This window comes from uncultured Phycicoccus sp. (assembly GCF_947495705.1).
In the GTDB taxonomy this organism is placed as follows: Bacteria; Actinomycetota; Actinomycetes; order Actinomycetales; family Dermatophilaceae; genus Phycicoccus.
Genome location: NZ_CANLZR010000007.1, coordinates 1 through 17,327 on the forward strand (window position 1 = coordinate 1; position 17,327 = coordinate 17,327).

The 17,327-nt window shown below is 73.7% G+C and carries 15 protein-coding genes and 1 pseudogene; 2 read left to right on the forward strand and 14 right to left on the reverse strand.

Annotation, left to right across the window (positions count from 1 at the left end; translation table 11 throughout):
- Positions 1–108: 108 nt before the first annotated feature.
- From Q0963_RS10905 to Q0963_RS10935, 7 genes and pseudogenes are all read right to left on the reverse strand, one after another.
- Entirely contained in the window at positions 109–1,065 is a 957-nt protein-coding gene (locus tag Q0963_RS10905; RefSeq protein WP_299445618.1) for a Ppx/GppA phosphatase family protein, read from the reverse strand.
- Positions 1,062–1,592, reverse strand: coding sequence for a DUF501 domain-containing protein (locus Q0963_RS10910; RefSeq protein WP_299445620.1), 531 nt, complete (start codon positions 1,590–1,592; stop codon positions 1,062–1,064). Before Q0963_RS10910 ends, Q0963_RS10905 begins: the two co-directional genes overlap by 4 nt.
- On the reverse strand, positions 1,589–2,209 hold the full coding sequence (locus Q0963_RS10915) for a septum formation initiator family protein (RefSeq protein ID WP_299445622.1): 621 nt from the start codon (positions 2,207–2,209) through the stop codon (positions 1,589–1,591). Before Q0963_RS10915 ends, Q0963_RS10910 begins: the two co-directional genes overlap by 4 nt.
- Positions 2,210–2,222: 13 nt before the next feature.
- Entirely contained in the window at positions 2,223–3,515 is a 1,293-nt protein-coding gene (eno, locus tag Q0963_RS10920) for a phosphopyruvate hydratase (RefSeq protein WP_299445624.1), read from the reverse strand.
- A 133-nt stretch (positions 3,516–3,648) separates the two neighbouring features.
- Complete coding sequence (locus Q0963_RS10925) at positions 3,649–4,581, reverse strand: pseudouridine-5'-phosphate glycosidase (protein WP_299445626.1); 933 nt, start codon at positions 4,579–4,581, stop codon at positions 3,649–3,651.
- Positions 4,578–5,729: a carbohydrate kinase gene (locus tag Q0963_RS10930; RefSeq protein ID WP_299445627.1), complete on the reverse strand. Its 1,152-nt coding sequence runs from the start codon at positions 5,727–5,729 to the stop codon at positions 4,578–4,580. Before Q0963_RS10930 ends, Q0963_RS10925 begins: the two co-directional genes overlap by 4 nt.
- Before the next feature lie 90 nt (positions 5,730–5,819).
- Positions 5,820–6,062 (reverse strand): annotated as a pseudogene (locus Q0963_RS10935) (ISL3 family transposase); the annotation flags it as partial.
- Positions 6,063–6,157: 95 nt separating this feature from the next.
- Between Q0963_RS10935 and Q0963_RS10940 the strand changes: the two are divergent.
- Positions 6,158–6,994 (forward strand): class I SAM-dependent methyltransferase, encoded by an 837-nt coding sequence (locus Q0963_RS10940; protein WP_299445628.1) that lies wholly within the window; start codon positions 6,158–6,160, stop codon positions 6,992–6,994.
- 169 nt (positions 6,995–7,163) lie between these two features.
- Here the strand turns inward: Q0963_RS10940 and Q0963_RS10945 are convergent, their stop codons facing one another.
- The 7 genes from Q0963_RS10945 to Q0963_RS10975 all read right to left on the reverse strand — a co-directional run bounded on the left by Q0963_RS10945 (position 7,164) and on the right by Q0963_RS10975 (position 16,545).
- The gene (locus tag Q0963_RS10945; RefSeq protein WP_299445629.1) at positions 7,164–8,156 is read right to left on the reverse strand and encodes a MazG family protein; all 993 of its coding nucleotides are present in this window, start codon (positions 8,154–8,156) and stop codon (positions 7,164–7,166) included.
- Positions 8,126–8,623, reverse strand: a complete 498-nt coding sequence (locus Q0963_RS10950) for a hypothetical protein (protein ID WP_299445630.1) — start codon at positions 8,621–8,623, stop codon at positions 8,126–8,128. The genes Q0963_RS10945 and Q0963_RS10950 overlap by 31 nt, the downstream gene beginning before the upstream one ends.
- 11 nt (positions 8,624–8,634) lie before the next feature.
- Positions 8,635–12,225 carry a transcription-repair coupling factor gene (mfd, locus tag Q0963_RS10955; RefSeq protein ID WP_299445631.1) on the reverse strand — a complete coding sequence of 1,197 codons (3,591 nt, stop codon included), beginning with the start codon at positions 12,223–12,225 and terminating at the stop codon, positions 8,635–8,637.
- A gap of 54 nt (positions 12,226–12,279) precedes the next feature.
- On the reverse strand, positions 12,280–13,830 hold the full coding sequence (locus Q0963_RS10960; protein WP_299445632.1) for a polysaccharide biosynthesis tyrosine autokinase: 1,551 nt from the start codon (positions 13,828–13,830) through the stop codon (positions 12,280–12,282).
- 168 nt (positions 13,831–13,998) lie between these two features.
- Entirely contained in the window at positions 13,999–14,613 is a 615-nt protein-coding gene (pth, locus tag Q0963_RS10965) for an aminoacyl-tRNA hydrolase (RefSeq protein ID WP_299445633.1), read from the reverse strand.
- A gap of 70 nt (positions 14,614–14,683) precedes the next feature.
- On the reverse strand, positions 14,684–15,367 hold the full coding sequence (locus Q0963_RS10970; RefSeq protein ID WP_299445634.1) for a 50S ribosomal protein L25/general stress protein Ctc: 684 nt from the start codon (positions 15,365–15,367) through the stop codon (positions 14,684–14,686).
- 203 nt (positions 15,368–15,570) lie between these two features.
- Positions 15,571–16,545, reverse strand: coding sequence for a DMT family transporter (locus tag Q0963_RS10975; RefSeq protein WP_299445635.1), 975 nt, complete (start codon positions 16,543–16,545; stop codon positions 15,571–15,573).
- Between the two features lie 111 nt (positions 16,546–16,656).
- On the opposite strand from Q0963_RS10975, the gene Q0963_RS10980 reads away from it, so the two are divergent.
- Positions 16,657–17,211: a CGNR zinc finger domain-containing protein gene (locus Q0963_RS10980; protein ID WP_299445636.1), complete on the forward strand. Its 555-nt coding sequence runs from the start codon at positions 16,657–16,659 to the stop codon at positions 17,209–17,211.
- Positions 17,212–17,327: the final 116 nt, after the last annotated feature.

Sequence of the window (17,327 nt, forward strand, 5' to 3'; positions counted from 1 at the left end):
CGCACCCGGAGGGAGTCGGGAGGCGCCCGAACGACGTGAGGTGGCCGGGTCCCGTCGGGGGCGCGCCAGCGCACCCGCGGGTCCGTCCCCATCGCTCCGGCGCGGTGGTCAGCGGGCGACCGACAGCGCGATGCCGTCGAGGATGTCGTGCTCGCTCGTCACGACCCGCACGCCCGGCGAGCGCAGCGCGACCCGGCCGAGCACCTCGTGCCACACCAGGGCCCCGGCGCCGATGACGTCGACGCGCCCCGGGTGCATGAACGGCAGCGCGCCCCGCTCCGCCGACGACATGCCGAGCAGCGAGCGGCACGCCTCCCGGTGCCGGTCGAGCGGGACCTGAGCCAGGTGGATCGCGTCGCGGTCGTAGGAGCCGAGCCCGAGCGCATGGGCCGTGACCGTCGTGATGCTGCCCGCGAGGCCCACAACCGCGCCGAGTCCGCGCAGGTCGGCCGTCTGCTCCGCCGCGTCGAGCGCCTCGGCCACGTCGGCCCGGGCCGCGACGACCTCGTCGTCGGTCGGCGGGTCCCCCGCGAGGTGTCGTTCGGTCATCCGGACACAGCCGACGTCGACGGACCGACCGGCCTCGACGTCATGCGTGCCCCGCACGAGCTCGGTGGAGCCCCCGCCGAGGTCGACGACGAGGTACGGGCCCTCGATCCCGAGCCGCCGCAGGTCGCCGGTCGCTCCCGTGAACGACAACCCGGCCTCGACGTCGCCGGCGACGACCTCGGGTGCCACGTCGAGATCACCGAACGCCTCGACCACGCCGGCGACGAACTCGTCGGCGTTGCGGGCGTCGCGCGAGGCCGAGGTGGCGACGAACCGCACGGCCTCCGCGCCGTGCTCGCGGCAGAGGCGTGCGTACTCGCGGGACATCGCGAGCGTGCGCTCCATCGCCTCCGGAGCGATGACGCCGGTGCGGTCGATGCCCTGGCCGAGCCGGACGACCTCCGTCCGGCGGACGACATCGGTGAGGAGCCCGCGGTCGTCGATGTCGGCGACGAGCAGGCGGATGGAGTTCGTGCCGCAGTCGACGGCGCCGACGCGGCGGGTCGGTGCGCTCACGCCTGGCCCGGCGCCGCGAGGGTCTGGGAGCAGGGCGCGGACTCCCACCACGGGTCGAGCATCCCCAGCGCCTCGTCCCCGAGCGGGTTGACCCCGGGCCCGGCGCCGAGCGCGTGGGCCACGAGGACGTGCAGGCACTTGACCCGCGTCGGCATGCCGCCGGCGGACACCCCGGCGATCTCGGGGGTGTCGCCCAGCTCGGCGCGCCGGGTGAGGTAGTCGGCGTGGGCGGCCTCGTAGGCGGCCCGCAGGTCGGGGTCGGTCTCGAGCCGCTCGGTCATCTCGCGCATGACGCCCTGGCTCTCGAGCGTGGAGATCGCGCCCGTCATCCGCGGGCACGTCGCGTAGAAGGACGTCGGGAAGGGGGTGCCGTCGGGCAGCCGGGGTTCGGTGCGCACGACGTCGGGGTCACCACACGGACACCGGTGTGCCACCTCGGCCACTCCGCGGGCCTCACGGCCGAGCTGTCGCGAGACGGCCTCGATGTCGGCGGGTGCCACCGGCGGCAGCGACGACGCCGCCGTCACCGGCGGGCTCCGGGAGCGTCGGCGGTGCGCACCGACTCCCACATCGTGTCGTACCACGGGCGGGTGGGGACGGTCTCGTCGGTTCCGGGCCCGGCCACGGCCGGGGTGTCGCTGGTCTCGGGGTCCGGGTCGAGGACGGTGTAGGAGCGCTCACCCGGGCGGACGAACTTGAGCCGCTCGCGGGCCTGCTGCTCGACGTAGGCGGGGTCCTCCCACCGCTCCCGCTCGGCCCGCAGTGCGGCGACGTCGGCCTCCTGGGCCGCGACCCCCTCGCGCAGGGCCGCGATCTCGGAACGCTGGTGGAACCACGTCGCGACCGACGACGCCAGGAGGACCGAGAGGAAGGCCAGGATCGCCAGGAGGACGAGCCCCCGCCGCACGGCCCGGTGGGTGACGGCGCCGCCGACCCGGCCGGGCCAGCCCGAGCGGGTCCGCCGGACCACCTTGCTCGCCGTCGTCGACGACGCCCCCGCCCGGGCGGCCGCGGACGCCGACGGGCGGCCACGCGAGGAGGACGCGCCCTGCCGGGAGCCGGCCCCGGCGGGCCGGGCGGCGGGGCGCGCGCCGGACCCGCGTCGCGGGGGTCGCGACGCGGGTCCGGTGGAGCGCCCGGCCATCAGATGCCTCGGGTCAGCCCTGGGCCCGGGCGGCGAAGCGCGGGAAGGCGCCCACGCCGGCGTACACGGCGGCGTCGTCGAGCTCCTCCTCGATGCGCAGGAGCTGGTTGTACTTGGCGACGCGCTCGGAGCGCGCGGGGGCGCCGGTCTTGATCTGGCCGCAGTTGGTGGCGACGGCGAGGTCGGCGATGGTGACGTCCTCGGTCTCGCCCGAGCGGTGGCTCATCATGCAGCGGTAGCCGTTGCGGTGCGCGAGGTCGACGGCGTCGAGGGTCTCGGTGAGCGAGCCGATCTGGTTGACCTTGACGAGCAGCGCGTTGGCCGTGCCCGAGCCGATACCGCGGGCGAGGCGCTCGGGGTTGGTCACGAAGAGGTCGTCGCCGACGATCTGGACCGTGGCGCCGAGGCGGTCGGTCATCGCCTTCCACCCGTCCCAGTCCTCCTCGTCGAGGGGGTCCTCGATGGACACGAGCGGGTAGGCCTCGACGAGCTCGGCGTAGTAGTCGACCATCTCGGCGGCGGTCTTGGAGCCGCCCTCGAAGGCGTACGCGCCGTCCTGGTGGAACTCGGTGGCCGCGACGTCGAGCGCGAGCGCGATCTGCTCGCCCGGGGTGTACCCGGCGCGTCCGATGGCCTCGACGATGAGGTCGAGGGCCGCGCGGTTGGACTCGAGGTTCGGCGCGAAGCCGCCCTCGTCGCCGAGGCCCGTGGCCAGGCCCTTCTCCTTGAGGACGGCCTTGAGCTCGTGGTAGATCTCCGCGCCCCAGCGCAGGGCCTCGCGGAAGGTCTCGGCGCCGATCGGCGCGATCATGAACTCCTGGATGTCGACGTTGGAGTCCGCGTGGCTGCCACCGTTGAGGATGTTCATCATCGGCACCGGCAGCACGTGCGCGTTCGGCCCGCCGATGTAGCGGAACAACGGCAGGTCGGCGGAGTCGGCGGCGGCCCGGGCGACGGCCAGGCTCACCCCGAGGATGGCGTTGGCGCCGATCTTCTCCTTGTTGGCGCTGCCGTCGATGGCGAGCATCTCGGCGTCGACGAGCCGCTGCTCGCTGGCCTCGAAGCCGAGCAGCTTGGGTCCGAGGTCGTCGATGACGGCGTCGACGGCTTTCTCGACGCCCTTGCCGAGGTAGCGGCCCTTGTCGCCGTCGCGGCGCTCGACCGCTTCGAACGCGCCGGTGGACGCGCCGCTGGGGACCGCCGCGCGGGCGACGGTGCCGTCGTCGAGGGCGACCTCGACCTCGACGGTGGGGTTTCCGCGCGAGTCGAGGATCTCGCGCGCGCCTACTGCCTCGATGCTGGCCACATCGAACTCCTGGGGGTCGTGGACACGTTTCCTCCCGAGCGTAGCCGGGGTGGCCCACGTCACCCGCGACCGACCCGCTCCCCGGACGCCCCGTCAGCCGGCTGCCCCCCCGACCCGGCGCCGGCCGGGCCCGTCAGAGACCGGCGTACGCGACCGCGATGGCCGTGCCGACCCGGGCGTTGTGCCGCACCAGGGCGAGGTTCGTCTCGAGCGACCGCCCGTCGGAGAGCTCGACGATCCGGCCGAGGAGGTAGGGGGTGATGTCCTTGCCCGTGATGCCCTGGGCGTCGCAGTCGGCCAGGGCGCGGGCGATGACGCCGTCGATGTCGGCGCGGGCCATCTCGTCCTCGGCCGGCACCGGGTTGGCGATGGCGATGCCGCTGCCCAGCCCGAGGTCGACGGAGGCGCGGATGAGCCGCGCGACCTCCTCCGGGGTGTCCAGGCGCATGGGCACCGGCAGCCCGCTGGAGCGCGAGAAGAAGGACGGGAACTCGTCCGTGCCGTAGCCGACGACCGGGACCCCGAGGGTCTCGAGAACCTCGAGGGTGCGGCCGATGTCGAGGATCGACTTCACCCCGGCCGAGATGACGGCGACCTCGGTGCGGGACAGCTCGGTGAGGTCGGCCGAGACGTCCATCGACGTCTCGGCGCCCTGGTGGACACCACCGAGGCCGCCGGTGACGAAGATCCGGATCCCGGCGAGCGCGGCGATGCGCATGGTGCTCGCCACGGTCGTCGCGCCGTGGACCCCGGTGGAGACGACGTGCGGGAGGTCGCGCACGCTGACCTTGCGGATCGCGGTGTCGGCACCGAACATCTCGAGCTGGTCGTCCGCGAGGCCGACCGTGGGGCGTCCGTCGAGGATGGCGATGGTCGCCGGCACCGCCCCGCCGTCGCGCACGATGCCCTCGACCTCGCGCGCCATCGCGACGTTGTGCGGGTAGGGCATGCCGTGGCTGATGATGGTCGACTCGAGCGCGACGACGGGTCGCCCGTCGGCCAGCGCGGCGGCGACCTCGGGGGCGAGGGCGAGCGCGGGGTGCGGCGGTCGGGGGGACGTGGTCATGGGGACAGCTCCTCGGTCAGGGGGGTGGTGGGGGTCAGATGGGCCGCGACGAGGGCGGCGGTGAGGTCGGGGCGCACGGTGTCGGACGAGGCGCAGGTCAGGGCTGCCAGGACCTGGCCGGTGCGGGCCGCCTCCAGGACGTCGGCACCGCCCAGCACGGCATGCACGTAGCCCGCGGTCATGGCATCGCCCGCGCCCGTGACGTCGGCGACGTCGACGTCCGGGGCCGCGATGAGGACCACCCGGGGGTCGGCCCCCTCCACGGCGACGGACAGCAGGCTGCCGCGGGTGCCGCGTCGGACCCAGACCCGCTCGACCCCGCGGGCGTGGAGGAGCCGGGCGGCCCCGGCCACCGCGTCGGCGGTGTCCTCGACGGGCTGCCCGACGAGCGCGGCGAGCTCGTCGACGTTCGGGGTGACGGTGTGGACGCGGACTCCTCCGTCGAGGGCGGGCGACGCCTCGGTGGCCTTGGCGACGCTGACGGGGTCGAGGACGGCCGACACCCCGGCGGTCTCGGCGGCGGCCAGGAGCCAGCGGATGACGTCGGCCGCCAGGTTGCAGTCGATGACGAGCAGCTCGGCGCCGCCGAGGAGGGTCGGGACGACCCCGAGGTCGGCGACGGTCAGCTCGTCGGTGGCCCGCATGTCGGCCACTGCGACGAGCAGGTCGCCGCCGTCGTCGAGCACGGCCGCGTACGTCCCCGTGGGGTGGGGCGAGACGACGAGGTGCCGGGTCTCGACCCCGGCGGCCGCGGTGCGGGACACGACGGTCTCGCCGGCGAGGTCGTCGCCGACCGCCGCCACGAGGACCGTCGGGGACCCGAGCCGGGCGAGGTTCTCGGCGATGTTCCGGCCGACGCCGCCGACCGTGGCCGACGCGATGCCCGGGTTGCTCGTCCCGAGCACGGGCGCGCACCGGGTCCGCAGCTTGGTGTCGAGGACCGCCCCACCGACGACGACGACCGAGTCGACCTCGGGACGCAGGAGGTAGCCGCGGCCGAGGACGACGCCCTTGCGGGTGAGGTTCGACAGGTGCACCGAGATCGCGGCGCGGGTCGACCCCAGGCGCTCGGCGAGGGCCGCGGCGTCGAGCAGCGGGTCGCTGCGCAGCAGGGCGACGATCTCGCGCTCCCGGACGGTCAGGTTCATGCTTGCAACTGTAAGGCATCTTCACACTTGCAAGCAACCGCCCACCCCGGGCTGTCCCGACTTCTCATGCTGGGGTCCGCGCCGACGTGGCAGCGTCGTCGGCCGCCGGCCCACCGGCTCGTGCGCCAGGCGACGGGTGAGGGTGTCCCGCGGGCGACCCTCGCAGCCGCAGCGCCGGCACCAGCGGTCCGCCTCCTCGACCGCGTCGTCGGCGACCCGGCAGGCCAGCACCGCCCGATCCGGTTGGAGTCGCTGGCCGACCACCACCAGACCCAGCTCGTCGAGGCGGCAGAACGTCGTCACATCAGGGGTCGCGAAGGTAGCGTCAGGCACGTCACGGTCTTCCTGACCAGCCTTGAGCCTCTCAGGGAATGTCATACGAACCCCTCAAGCCATCGACCGCGGGCGGCTCGGGAGGAGAACGAAACATGACCGCAGCCGGTAACACGGTCCAAGACCACTACGCCAGCGAGGGCATCGCAGCCCGCATCCTCGCTGCGCTCAGGGCGGCAGGAGGCAGCGAGGCGGGCCCGATCACGCCCGACGCGCTCGCCCCACTCGACCACTTCCACGGCCGGGGGCTGAAGGCGACAAAGGAGACGGTAGCGCTCCTCGAACCCCTCTCCGGCGAGCGCATCCTCGACATCGGCGGCGGGATCGGCGGACCGGCGCGGTGGACCGCGACGCACTTCGGTTGCCACGTGACCTCGCTCGACCTGACGCCGGAGTTCTGCCGCGCGGCGGAGGAGCTGAATGCCGCGACCGGCCTCTCGGATCGCGTGCGCGTGGTGGAGGGCAGCGCGACCGATCTGCCCTTCGAGGACGATGGGTTCGACCGAGCCTATTCCGAGAACGTGGCGATGAACATCGAGGACAAACGGCGCTTCTATGCCGAGGCGTTTCGTGTGCTTCGCCCCGGGGCGGTGTTCGCATTCTCCCACTACGGAGCCGGGCCGAAAGGCGAGCCCGACTACCCGCTGCCCTGGGCGGCAGGGCCGGGCACGAGCTTCTTGTGTTCGCCCGAGGAGACACGGGAGCAAGTTCTCACCGCAGGGTTCGAGATCGTGATCTTTCGGGACAAGACGCAGGAGGTCCTGCCGGACCTGCGGGAGAACCGCCGGCGGTTGGAGGAACACGGGCTGCCGCCGCTGGGGCTGCAGACGCTCATGGGCGAACGGATTGGGGAATCTCAGATCAACGCGGCCCGGAGTGCGGACGAGGGCCGTTTGAGCGTACTCGAGGCCCTCGTCCGCAAGCCGGCCTAGCCAGGTGGGCAGTGTCGGCGCTCCCATCCTCGGGAGGCCTCGACCTCTACCCGGGCACCGACGCGCCCACCCCCCTCCGCGCTCCAGCCGTCCGCCGTCTAGCCCCTCAACCGGGAAGAGCCCGAAAAGGGCGGGTCGGGCGGGCGGGGGCCTGAGACGTCGGCAGAGGTCAGGGGGAGGGGCGAGCGGCGCGGCCGGGGTCGCGGGTGGTGAGGGCGTGGAGGACGGAGCGGACCCGGTCCTGCGCGGCGGCCAGGTCGGCCCGGGCTGCGTCGAGGGCGGTAAGCGTCGCCTGGTCGAGGACGACCCCTCGGCGGCGGGCCCGCGCGAGGACCTTGTTGGCCGCCAGCTCCGGCGGCAGGCTCGGGGGGATCCCGTGCAGGAGGTCGTCGGCGCCCCCGGCGCCATCGGCCTCCTTCTCCTGCGCCTTGATCCGCTCCCACTCCTGCTCGACCTGTGCCGGCGTCGCCGCGTCGCCGTCGGCGAAGACGTGCGGGTGGCGCCGGACGAGCTTGTCGACGAGCAGCCCGGCGACGGTGTCGATGTCGAACCCGTCCTCGGCCTCCTCGGCGACCCGCGCGTGGAAGACGACCTGGAGCAGGACGTCACCAAGCTCCTCGGCCACGGCTCGCAGGTCTCCCCCGGCGATGGCCTCGAGCACCTCGTGCGTCTCCTCGACGAGGTACGGCGCGAGCGAGGTGTGGGTCTGCTCGGCGTCCCACGGGCAGCCGCCGGGCGAGCGCAGCCGGTCCATCGCCGCGACGACGTCGAGCAGCCGGCCACCCTGGACGTCCCACGAGCCGACGACGAGCTCGACGTCGGGCGGCGACTCCAGGCGTGACACCTCCGACGCGATCGCGTCGGACAGGCCGGGGTCGGCGTCCGCCGAGCCCAGCCAGACCACGGCGGCACCGGCCGCCAGGTCGACCAGGGTGCGGGCGAGCGCGGCCGGCGCGAGGTCGCCGATGCACTCGACGGCGAGGCCGGCGTCGGCGAGGGCCTCGACGAGCGGCTCGTCCGCCGCCCGCGCCAGCAGCCGGTCGGCGCCGGTCACGGCCGACCAGGCGGAGGACGACAGCAGCCCCGGCGCGACCCGGGGGGAGGTGACGAGCAGCCCGAGCCGGCCGGCGGTCACTGGTCGGCGCTGAAGGGGGTGACCCACTCCGGCAGGGTGGTGGCGAGGCTGGCCGTCTGCGGGTCGAACTCGCCGTACCGCGGGTTGACGTCGACCTGGAGGTCCGCGAACGTCTGGACCGGGATCTCGACCCCGGACTGCTGCAGGTTCTGGGCCGCGAGCTCGGCGCGCAGCACCTCGATGGTGACGGGCGAGGGGTCCTTGCCGGGGAAGGCGGCCTCGGCCACCGACACCGACAGCGGCGCGCCCTGCTCGGCGGCGAGGTCGAGGATGTACGGCGCCCGGATGAGCCGGGTCAGGACGTCGGATGCCACGAGGTTCGCCTGGGGGTAGGCCTCGTTGATCTCGGACTGGGCCGTGTGGACCTCGGTCTCGGTGATGACGCGTCCGTCGACCGTGGCCGCGCGGTTGGCCTCGATCGAGCCGCAGCCGGCCGTCGCGAGGGCGACTCCGAGGGCGAGCGCCGCGCTGGCGCGGCGAACCGTGAGGGTCACGAGCAGTCCTTTCAGGATCGGGTCGCCCCGGCGGGGGCGGTCGCCGCACGAGCGGCCTCACCGACATTGTCCATGACGACGGTGCGGACGACCTGCGCGGCCCAGTCGAGGATGTCACGGTCCCGCAGCGGCCTGCCACCGACGAGCGCGGTCTTGGGCGCCGGGACGAGCATCGCGCCGGTGGCCGGCTTGAGGATCGACTTCGGGTGGAGCCGGTTGAGCCGCAGCTGCTGGCTCTCACGCAGCTCGACCGGGCCGAAGCGCACGTGCTGGCCCTGCACGCTGATGTCGGCGATCCCGGCGGCCCGGGCGACGGTGCGGAGCCGGGCCACCTCGAGGAGGTTGCGGACCGGCTCGGGAACGGTGCCGTAGCGGTCGACGAGCTCGCCCTCGATCTCGGCGAGCTGCTGCTCGTCGACGACCGCCGCCAGCTTCTTGTACATCTCGAGGCGCAGCCGCTCATGGGGGATGTAGTCGTGCGGCAGGTGCGCGTCGACGGGCAGCTCGATCTTGATCTCGGCGGGCGCCTCCTCGCCGTCGCCCCGGAAGGACGCCACCGCCTCACCGACGAGCCGGACGTACAGGTCGAACCCGACCCCGGCGATGTGGCCGGACTGCTCACCGCCGAGCAGGTTGCCGGCGCCGCGGATCTCGAGGTCCTTCATCGCGACCTGCATCCCGGACCCGAGGTCGGTGTTGCTCGCGATCGTCTGGAGACGGTCGAGGGCGGTCTCGGTGAGGGGCGTCTCGGGCGGGTAGAGGAAGTACGAGTACGCCCGCTCGCGCCCGCGCCCGACGCGGCCCCGCAGCTGGTGCAGCTGCGAGAGGCCGAGCCGGTCGGCCCGCTCGACGATGAGGGTGTTCGCGTTGCTGATGTCGAGGCCCGTCTCGACGATCGTCGTGCACACGAGCACGTCGAAACGCTTCTCCCAGAAGTCGACGACGACCTGCTCCAGCTTGTGCTCGCCCATCTTCCCGTGCGCGGTCGCGACCCGGGCCTCCGGGACGAGCTCGCGCAGCCGGGCGGCCGCCTTCTCGATCGTGGACACCTTGTTGTGGACGAGGAAGACCTGCCCCTCACGCAGCAGCTCGCGCCGGACGGCGGCCGTGACGGTCTTCTCGTCGTAGGCCCCGACGTAGGTGAGGACGGGGTGCCGTTCCTCGGGCGGGGTGGCGAGGGTCGACATCTCGCGGATGCCGGTGACCGCCATCTCGAGGGTGCGCGGGATGGGCGTCGCCGACATCGCGAGGACGTCGACCGAGGTGCGCAGCGCCTTGAGCTGCTCCTTGTGCTCGACGCCGAAGCGCTGCTCCTCGTCGATGACGACGAGCCCGAGGTCCTTGAAGCGGACCTCCTTGGACAGGATCCGGTGGGTGCCGATGACGAGGTCGACGGACCCGTCGGCGAGCCCGGCGAGGACGGCCTTGGCCTCGGTCTCGGTCTGGAACCGCGACAGCGACCGCACCGTGACCGGGAAGCCGGCGTACCGCTCGGCGAAGGTGTTCTGGTGCTGCTGGACGAGCAGCGTCGTCGGGCAGAGCACCGCCACCTGCTTGCCGTCCTGGATCGCCTTGAACGCCGCCCGCACCGCGATCTCGGTCTTGCCGTAGCCGACGTCACCGCAGACGAGCCGGTCCATCGGGACCTCGCGCTCCATGTCGGCCTTGACCTCGTCGATGGTGACCAGCTGGTCGGGGGTCTCGACGTGCGCGAACGCGTCCTCGAGCTCGCGCTGCCACGGGGTGTCGCCGGCGAACGCGTGCCCCTTGCTCGCCATCCGCGCCGAGTACAGCCGGATGAGCTCGGCGGCGATCTGCCGGACGTACCGGCGGGCCCGGCCCTTGGTCTGCTGCCAGTCGGAGCCGCCCATCTTGTTGAGGGTGGGCTGCTCGCCGCCGACGTAGCGGGTCACCTGGTCGAGCTGGTCGGTGGGAACGTACAGCCGGTCGCCCGGCTGGCCGCGCTTGGACGCCGCGTACTCGAGCACGAGGTACTCGCGCGTCGCGCCCTGGACGGTGCGCTGCATCATCTCGACGAAGCGGCCGACACCGTGCTGCTCGTGGACGACGAAGTCACCGGGGCGCAGCTGGAGCGGGTCGACCTGGTTGCGGCGCTTGGACGGCATCCGCCGCATGTCCTTGGTGGACGTGCCCGACCCGCCGGCCGACCCCGTGAGGTCGGTCTCGGTGACGAGGGCGAACCGGGTGCCGGGGACGAGGAACCCGTTGCCGACGGCGCCGGTGGTGACGGTAACGACCCCCGGGACGGCGTCGGCGTCCTCGGGGTCGAGCCGGGCCGCGACCTCGTGCTCGGCCAGGACCTCGGCGACCCGCTTGGCGAGCCCGTGCCCCTCGGTGGCGACCAGGACGGCCCAGTCGTCGGCGACGAGGCGGCGCAGCTCGGCGACGGCGTCCTCGGTGCTGCCGCGGAACGTCGGCGACACGGTGAGTCCGAGGTCGACGGTGTCGTCGTCGCCGTCACCGGTGAACGGGGTGAGGTCGAGCCAGCGGACCCCGAGCTCGCGGGCCTGCTGACGCAGCTCGGCGATGGAGCGGAACGAGGCGGTCCCGAGCACGGCCTCGAGGTCGACGGGCACGGCGTTGCCGCTGGCGGCGTTGGCCCAGCCGGCCTGCAGGAACTCCTCGCTCGTCGAGACGAGGTCGTGCGCCCGGGTGCGGACCCGCTCGGGGTCGCAGGCGACGAGCACCGCGTCGGGCGGGAGCACGTCGAGCAGGGTCTGCATGCCGTCGACGAGGGCCGGGGCGAGCGACTCCATGCCCTCGACCGCGATGCCGTGGGCGAGCTTGTCGAGGATGTCGGCGACCCCGGGCAGCTGGTCGGCGAGGGCGGCCGCGCGCTCGCGGACCGCCGGCGTGAGGAGCAGCTCGCGGCACGGTGGGGCCCAGAGCCCGTGGTCGGCGACCTCGAGGGAGCGCTGGTCGGCCACCTTGAACCAGCGGATCTCCTCGACGGTGTCGCCCCAGAACTCGAGCCGGAGCGGGTGCTCCTCGGTGGGCGGGAAGACGTCGAGGATGCCGCCCCGCACGGCGAACTCGCCCCGCCGCTCGACGAGGTCGACCCGCGCGTAGGCGGCCGCGGCGAGGTCCTCGACGACGCGCTCCAGGGGAGCCTCGTCGCCGGCGGCCAGGGCCACGGGACGCAGGTCGCCGAGGCCCTTGGCGATCGGCTGGAGGACGGCACGCACCGGGGCCACGACCACGGCCAGGGGGCCGTGCGACGCGTCACCGGCGTCGGGGTGGGCCAGCCGGCGCAGCACCGAGAGCCGCTGGCCGACGGTGTCGCTGCGCGGGCTCAGCCGCTCGTGCGGCAGCGTCTCCCAGGACGGGAACAGGCCGACGGCGTCGGGCCCGAGGGAGGCCGCGAGCGCGGACTGCAGGTCCTCGGCCTCACGCCCGGTGGCGGTGACGGCGAGGATCGGGGCGCCCGACGGGCGGGGGGCGAGGGCGGCGACGACGGCGTGCCGGGCACCGGGCGGGCACGACGCCTCGACCTCGGCCGAGGGGACGGCGAGGTCGTCGGTGAGGCGGGCGAGACCGGGGAGCGCGGCGACGCGGGAGCGCAGCGAGGAGAACGTGGGCATGTCGTGCTCAAGGGTAGTCGTCGCGACCGACAGCCCCGACCGGGTGCCGCGGCGTCAGCGCGCGCGGGCCTTGGCCGGACGCGGGCTCACGGGGGCGGGCCTCGAGGCGGGCTTGGCGGCGGGCCGCAGCTCGAGGTCGACGTCCGTCACCGGGGCGGCCTCGGCCGTCGTCGGCGCGACCTGGGCCCGCAGCCCCGGGGCGGACCGCGCGGGCCGCTTGAACACCTTCGGCCAGCGGGACTTGCGGTGGTGCGACTCGTAGCCGTAGGTCTCGTACCCGTAGACCCCGGCCGCGCGGCCCTGCGGGATGCCGTTGAGGACGACGCCGAGCACCCGGGCGTTGACGCCGGCCGCCAGGTGCAGGGCCCGGGCGAGCTGTTCCTTGCGCGTCCGCCCCATGAGGGTGACGACGATGACGCCGTCGACGCGCTGCGCCAGGATGAGGGCGTCGGTGACCGGGAGGGTCGGCGGGGCGTCGACGACGACGACGTGGCTCTTGCTCAGGTGGTCGAGCATCTGGCGCATCCGGTCGGACCCGACGACCTCGCTCGGGTTGTGCGGGATGCGGCCGGCGGGCAGCACGTGGAGGTTCGGGGTGTCGGTCTCGACGATGGCCTCGCGCAGCGGCACGGACCCCGAGAGAACCTGGGTGAGGCCGATGCCGGTCGAGATGTCGAAGAGCTTGGCCACCATCGGGCGGCGGAGGTCGCCGTCGACGAGGACCACCTTCTCGCCCCGCAGCGCGAGGCTGCGGGCGAGGAGGGCGGAGACGGTGGACTTGCCCTCACCGGGCTGGGGGCTCGTCACGACGACGCTGCGCGGTGCGTGGTCGGGGTCGGCGAACACGAGGTTGGTCCGCAGGTGGCGCAGTGCCTCACCCACCGCCCCGCTGAGCAGGCCGGCCGAGTGGAGCCGCTGGCGCAGGTCGCGGGACCGCGGGATGGTGCCGATGAGGCCGTGGTCGGTGAGGCCGGTGACGTCGTCGGGCCGGCGGATGCGCGTGTCGAGGCGCAGCCGGGCGACGACGACGAGGTACGCGAGCACCGCGCCGCCGACAAGACCCATGCCGACCAGCCGGACCACGTCGGGCGAGGACGGGCGGGTGGGGAGGACCGCGGTCGTGACGGGGATGAGGCGCACGACCGTGGCCGCGGTGCCCTCGCCGCCGTTCTCGACGATGGAGGCGACCTCGGCGGTCGCGCCGACGACGGCGTCGGCGATGTCCTTGGCGCTGCGCGGCGACGTCGACGTCGCGAACACCTGGATCCGGGGGCTGTCGGCCTCGGTGGCGTACGAGATGGAGCCGGCGATCGCCGAGGGCGTCGCGTCGAGCCCGAGCTCCTCGATGACCCGGTCCGCGACCATGCCGCTACGGGTCAGGGGGGCGTACGCGGCGGCCTTGGCGCTGGCGACGTTGTTGCCGACCGAGACCTCCGAGACGGAGCGCCCGGCGCCCTCGATCTGCACGTAGGCCTCCGAGGAGGCGGTGTACAGGCGGGGCTGGCTGGCGGCGTACCCGGCGCCGAGCGCGAGCCCCACGAGCACACACACGGCGATCGTGACCCAGAAGCGCCGTGCGATGCGCACCGCGTCGAGCAGGGTCATGGCAGGGCCTCCAGGGGTCAGGGCACGGGACGCCCCACGGTAACCCGCGCCGGGCCGGACGCCATGGCACCACGACCAAGGATGGCCGAACGGTCCCCGACGCCGTCGCCTCCGGCCGCGAGGCGCCCGCTGCGCCCGGTGCGCCCGATGCGCCCGATGCGCCGGAGATCAGCGGGGCGCGTGGACCCGCTGCTGGGCGTCGAGGAGCCCGACGGTGACGAGCTGCTCGACCGCGTCCGCGGCGTCGCCGACGAGGAACGGCAGCTCCTTGCGCTCGGTCGGCGAGAAGTCGCGCAGGACGTAGTCGGCGGCCTCCATCCGGCCGGGCGGGCGGCCGATGCCGACGCGGACCCGGTGGTAGTCCTTGGTGCCGAGCGAGGAGGTGATGGACCGCAGGCCGTTGTGGCCGCCTTCGCCGCCGCCGCGCTTGAGCCGGACGACGCCGGCGTCGATGTCGAGCTCGTCGTGGACGACGACGAGGCGCTCGACGGGAACGGAGAAGAACGACAGCAGGGCCTTGACGGGCCCGCCGGACTCGTTCATGTACGACGACGGCACGGCGATGACGGCCGGGGGGCCGGGGACCCCGCCGGGCCCGGTGCCGATGCGCAGCTGGGCCGCGACGGCCCTGGCCTTGTGCGTCCGCAGCGAGACCCCGGCACGCTCGGCGAGCTCGTCGACGACGATCGCGCCGACGTTGTGGCGGTTGCCCGCGTACCGCGGGCCCGGGTTGCCGAGCCCGACGACGAGCCAGGGGGTGGTGTCGGTCACGGCGTCGATCATGCCAGTTGCCCGGGGACGCCGACGGGGCCCGGTCCGTCGCGGACCGGGCCCCGTCGTGGAGCGTTCGGGCTCAGGACTCGTCGGTGGAGCCGCCCTCGGCGGTCTCGGACGCGGCGCCCTCGGCCGACTCCTCGCCGGACTCCTCCTCGGACTCCTCGCGCTCGATGCCGGCCTCGGCCTCGGCCTCCTCGAGCTCGGCCTCGAGGTCCTCCTGCGACTGCTGCTGGGTGACGTTGACGACCAGGTACTCGGGGTCGGTGAGCAGCGTGGCGCCCTCGGGCAGCGTGACCTCGCCGGCGTGGATCTGGGTGCCGACCTCGGCGCCCTCGACCGAGATGGTGACCCACTCGGGGATGTCGGTGGCCAGCACCTCGAGCTCGAGGCTCGACTGCGACAGCGTGACGACCGTCTCGGGGGCGGCGTCGCCCTCGAGGTGGACGCCGACCTCGACGGTGACCTTCTCGCCCTTGCGGACGACGACGAGGTCGACGTGCTCGATGACCGGCTTGATCGGGTCGCGCTGGACGTCCTTCGCGAGCGCGAGGTGCTCCTTGCCGTCGATGACGAGGGTGAGGAGGGCGTTGGTGTGCTTGAGGGCGAGCATCGCCTCGTGGCCCGGCAGGGTGATGTGCACCGGGTCGGTGCCGTGGCCGTACATGACGGCGGGGATCTTGTCGGCGCGGCGGATCTTGCGCGCGGCGCCCTTGCCGAACTGGGTGCGCTGCTCGGCGGCGAGCTTGGTGACGTCGGACACTGGGGGGCTCCTGGGGTGGGTCTGGAACGGACGGTCGTCGGTCCTCGACGCGGGACGTGGCACCGAACCGGCGCGCGAACGGCCCGCGGACCCGGGGGTCAGCGCGCCGCCAGCGTCGATCACGGAGGTGTCGTGGAGCGGTGTCCACGGCATCGGACACCTGCGTCCGATGCGACGTCCCTCGCCGAGGCAACCCCGCGAGTCTAGGCGACGGGCGACGGTACGTCGAAATCGATGTCGACGTCCCGCTTCGCGCGCCGGGCGTCCTGGCGGTCACCGAGCCGGACGGCGATGATCCCGCCGAGGATGACGACACCGCCGACGAGCTGCCACGGGCCGGGGAGCTCGCCGAGGACGAGCCACGCGATGAGCACCGCGAACAGCACCTCGGTGAGCCCGACGAAGGACGCCAGGGTCGAGCCGAGGTGGCGTGCGCCGAGCACCCCGAGGACGTACGCGACGGCCGCGGCGATGACGATGAGCTCGACCAGTGCGGCCCAGGCGGGGACGTCGTGGCCGGCGACGAGCACCTGGTCGGCCCCGGTGCGCATCGTGATGACGCCGGTGGCGCCGAGGAGCGCGAGGACGGCGCCGCCCGCGGTGAGCCCGAGCGCGGCGAAGGTGATGGGCGGCAGGGCCGTCTCGCGGGCGGCGAGCACGTAGTGCCCGGCCAGCCCGGTCGCGGCCAGGAGGCCCCAGGCGACGCCGACGAGGTCTGGAGTCGTCTGCCCGGTGACGTCGAGCACGAGCACGAGCCCCGCGATGGCCAGGACGACGCCGACCCCGGTGAGCCCGTGCGGCGCCCGCCGGGTGAGGAACCAGATCCACAGGACGACCAGGACGATGCCGAGGTACTCGATGAGGAGGGCGACCCCCACGGTGAGCCGCTCGACGGCCTGGAAGTAGCCGAGCTGGGCGGCGGCGACGGCCAGGCAGCCGTACATGGCGGCGAGCGGCAGCTCCCGGACGAGGCCCCGCAGGTTGGCCCGGGAGGACCACAGCGCCCACGGCAGGAGGATCGCCGCGGCACCGGCGATGCGGATGAGGACGACGGCGCCCGGGGACCAGCCGGCCCCGATGAGGGACTTCGCGAACGGGCCCGAGGTCCCGAACGCGGCGCTGCTGAGGAGCAGGGCCATCAGCCCCACTCCGACATGCCGGCGCATCGCCTCGACCATCACGACCTCCTCCGCTCCGCGTCATGCGCCCGCCGTGCGGCGGCTGCGCATGTAATGAGTGAACTGCTACGTTGGTCCTGACACTACGGGCCATCCCTGTCAGGAGTCAAGATGGTTTTCACCCATGACACAGATGTCGTGCTGCGCCATGCTGCGGCGCTGGTCAACACCGGCCGCGGCCACGGGTCGAGCGGCATCGAGGACCTCCCCGACCTCGACGCCGTCCTCGCCTGGATGGAGGAATGGGGTTGGAGCGGCGGCCGTCCCACCTCGGCGCGGGACGTCGCGCACCTGCACCGGGTTCGTCGGCGGATCGCCCACGTGTGGGGGGCCCCGATCGAGGACCAGGTGGCCGAGGTCAACTCGCTGCTGGCCGAGGGCCGCGCCCTCCCCCGCCTCGTCGAGCACGACGACTTCGGCTGGCACATCCACGCCACCGACGACGACGCGCCCTTCGCCGACCGGGTCGCCGTCGAGCTCGCGATGGCGATGGTCGACGTCATCCGCAGCGGGGAGCAGGAGCGGCTCGCGGTGTGCTCGGCCGACGACTGCGACGACGTGTACGTCGACCTGTCCCGCAACCGGTCCCGCAAGTTCTGCGACGGCACCTGCGGCACCAAGGCGAACGTCGCCGCCTACCGGGCCCGCAAGGCCGGGTCCGCCTGAGCCCGTACCTGGCGTGACCTATCGGTCGATCCAGGGGCACCCGGCTCCGAATCCGGCCCGAACCTGGCGTGACCTATTGGTCGATCCCGGGACGGCTGGCCCGCCCGACCCGTACC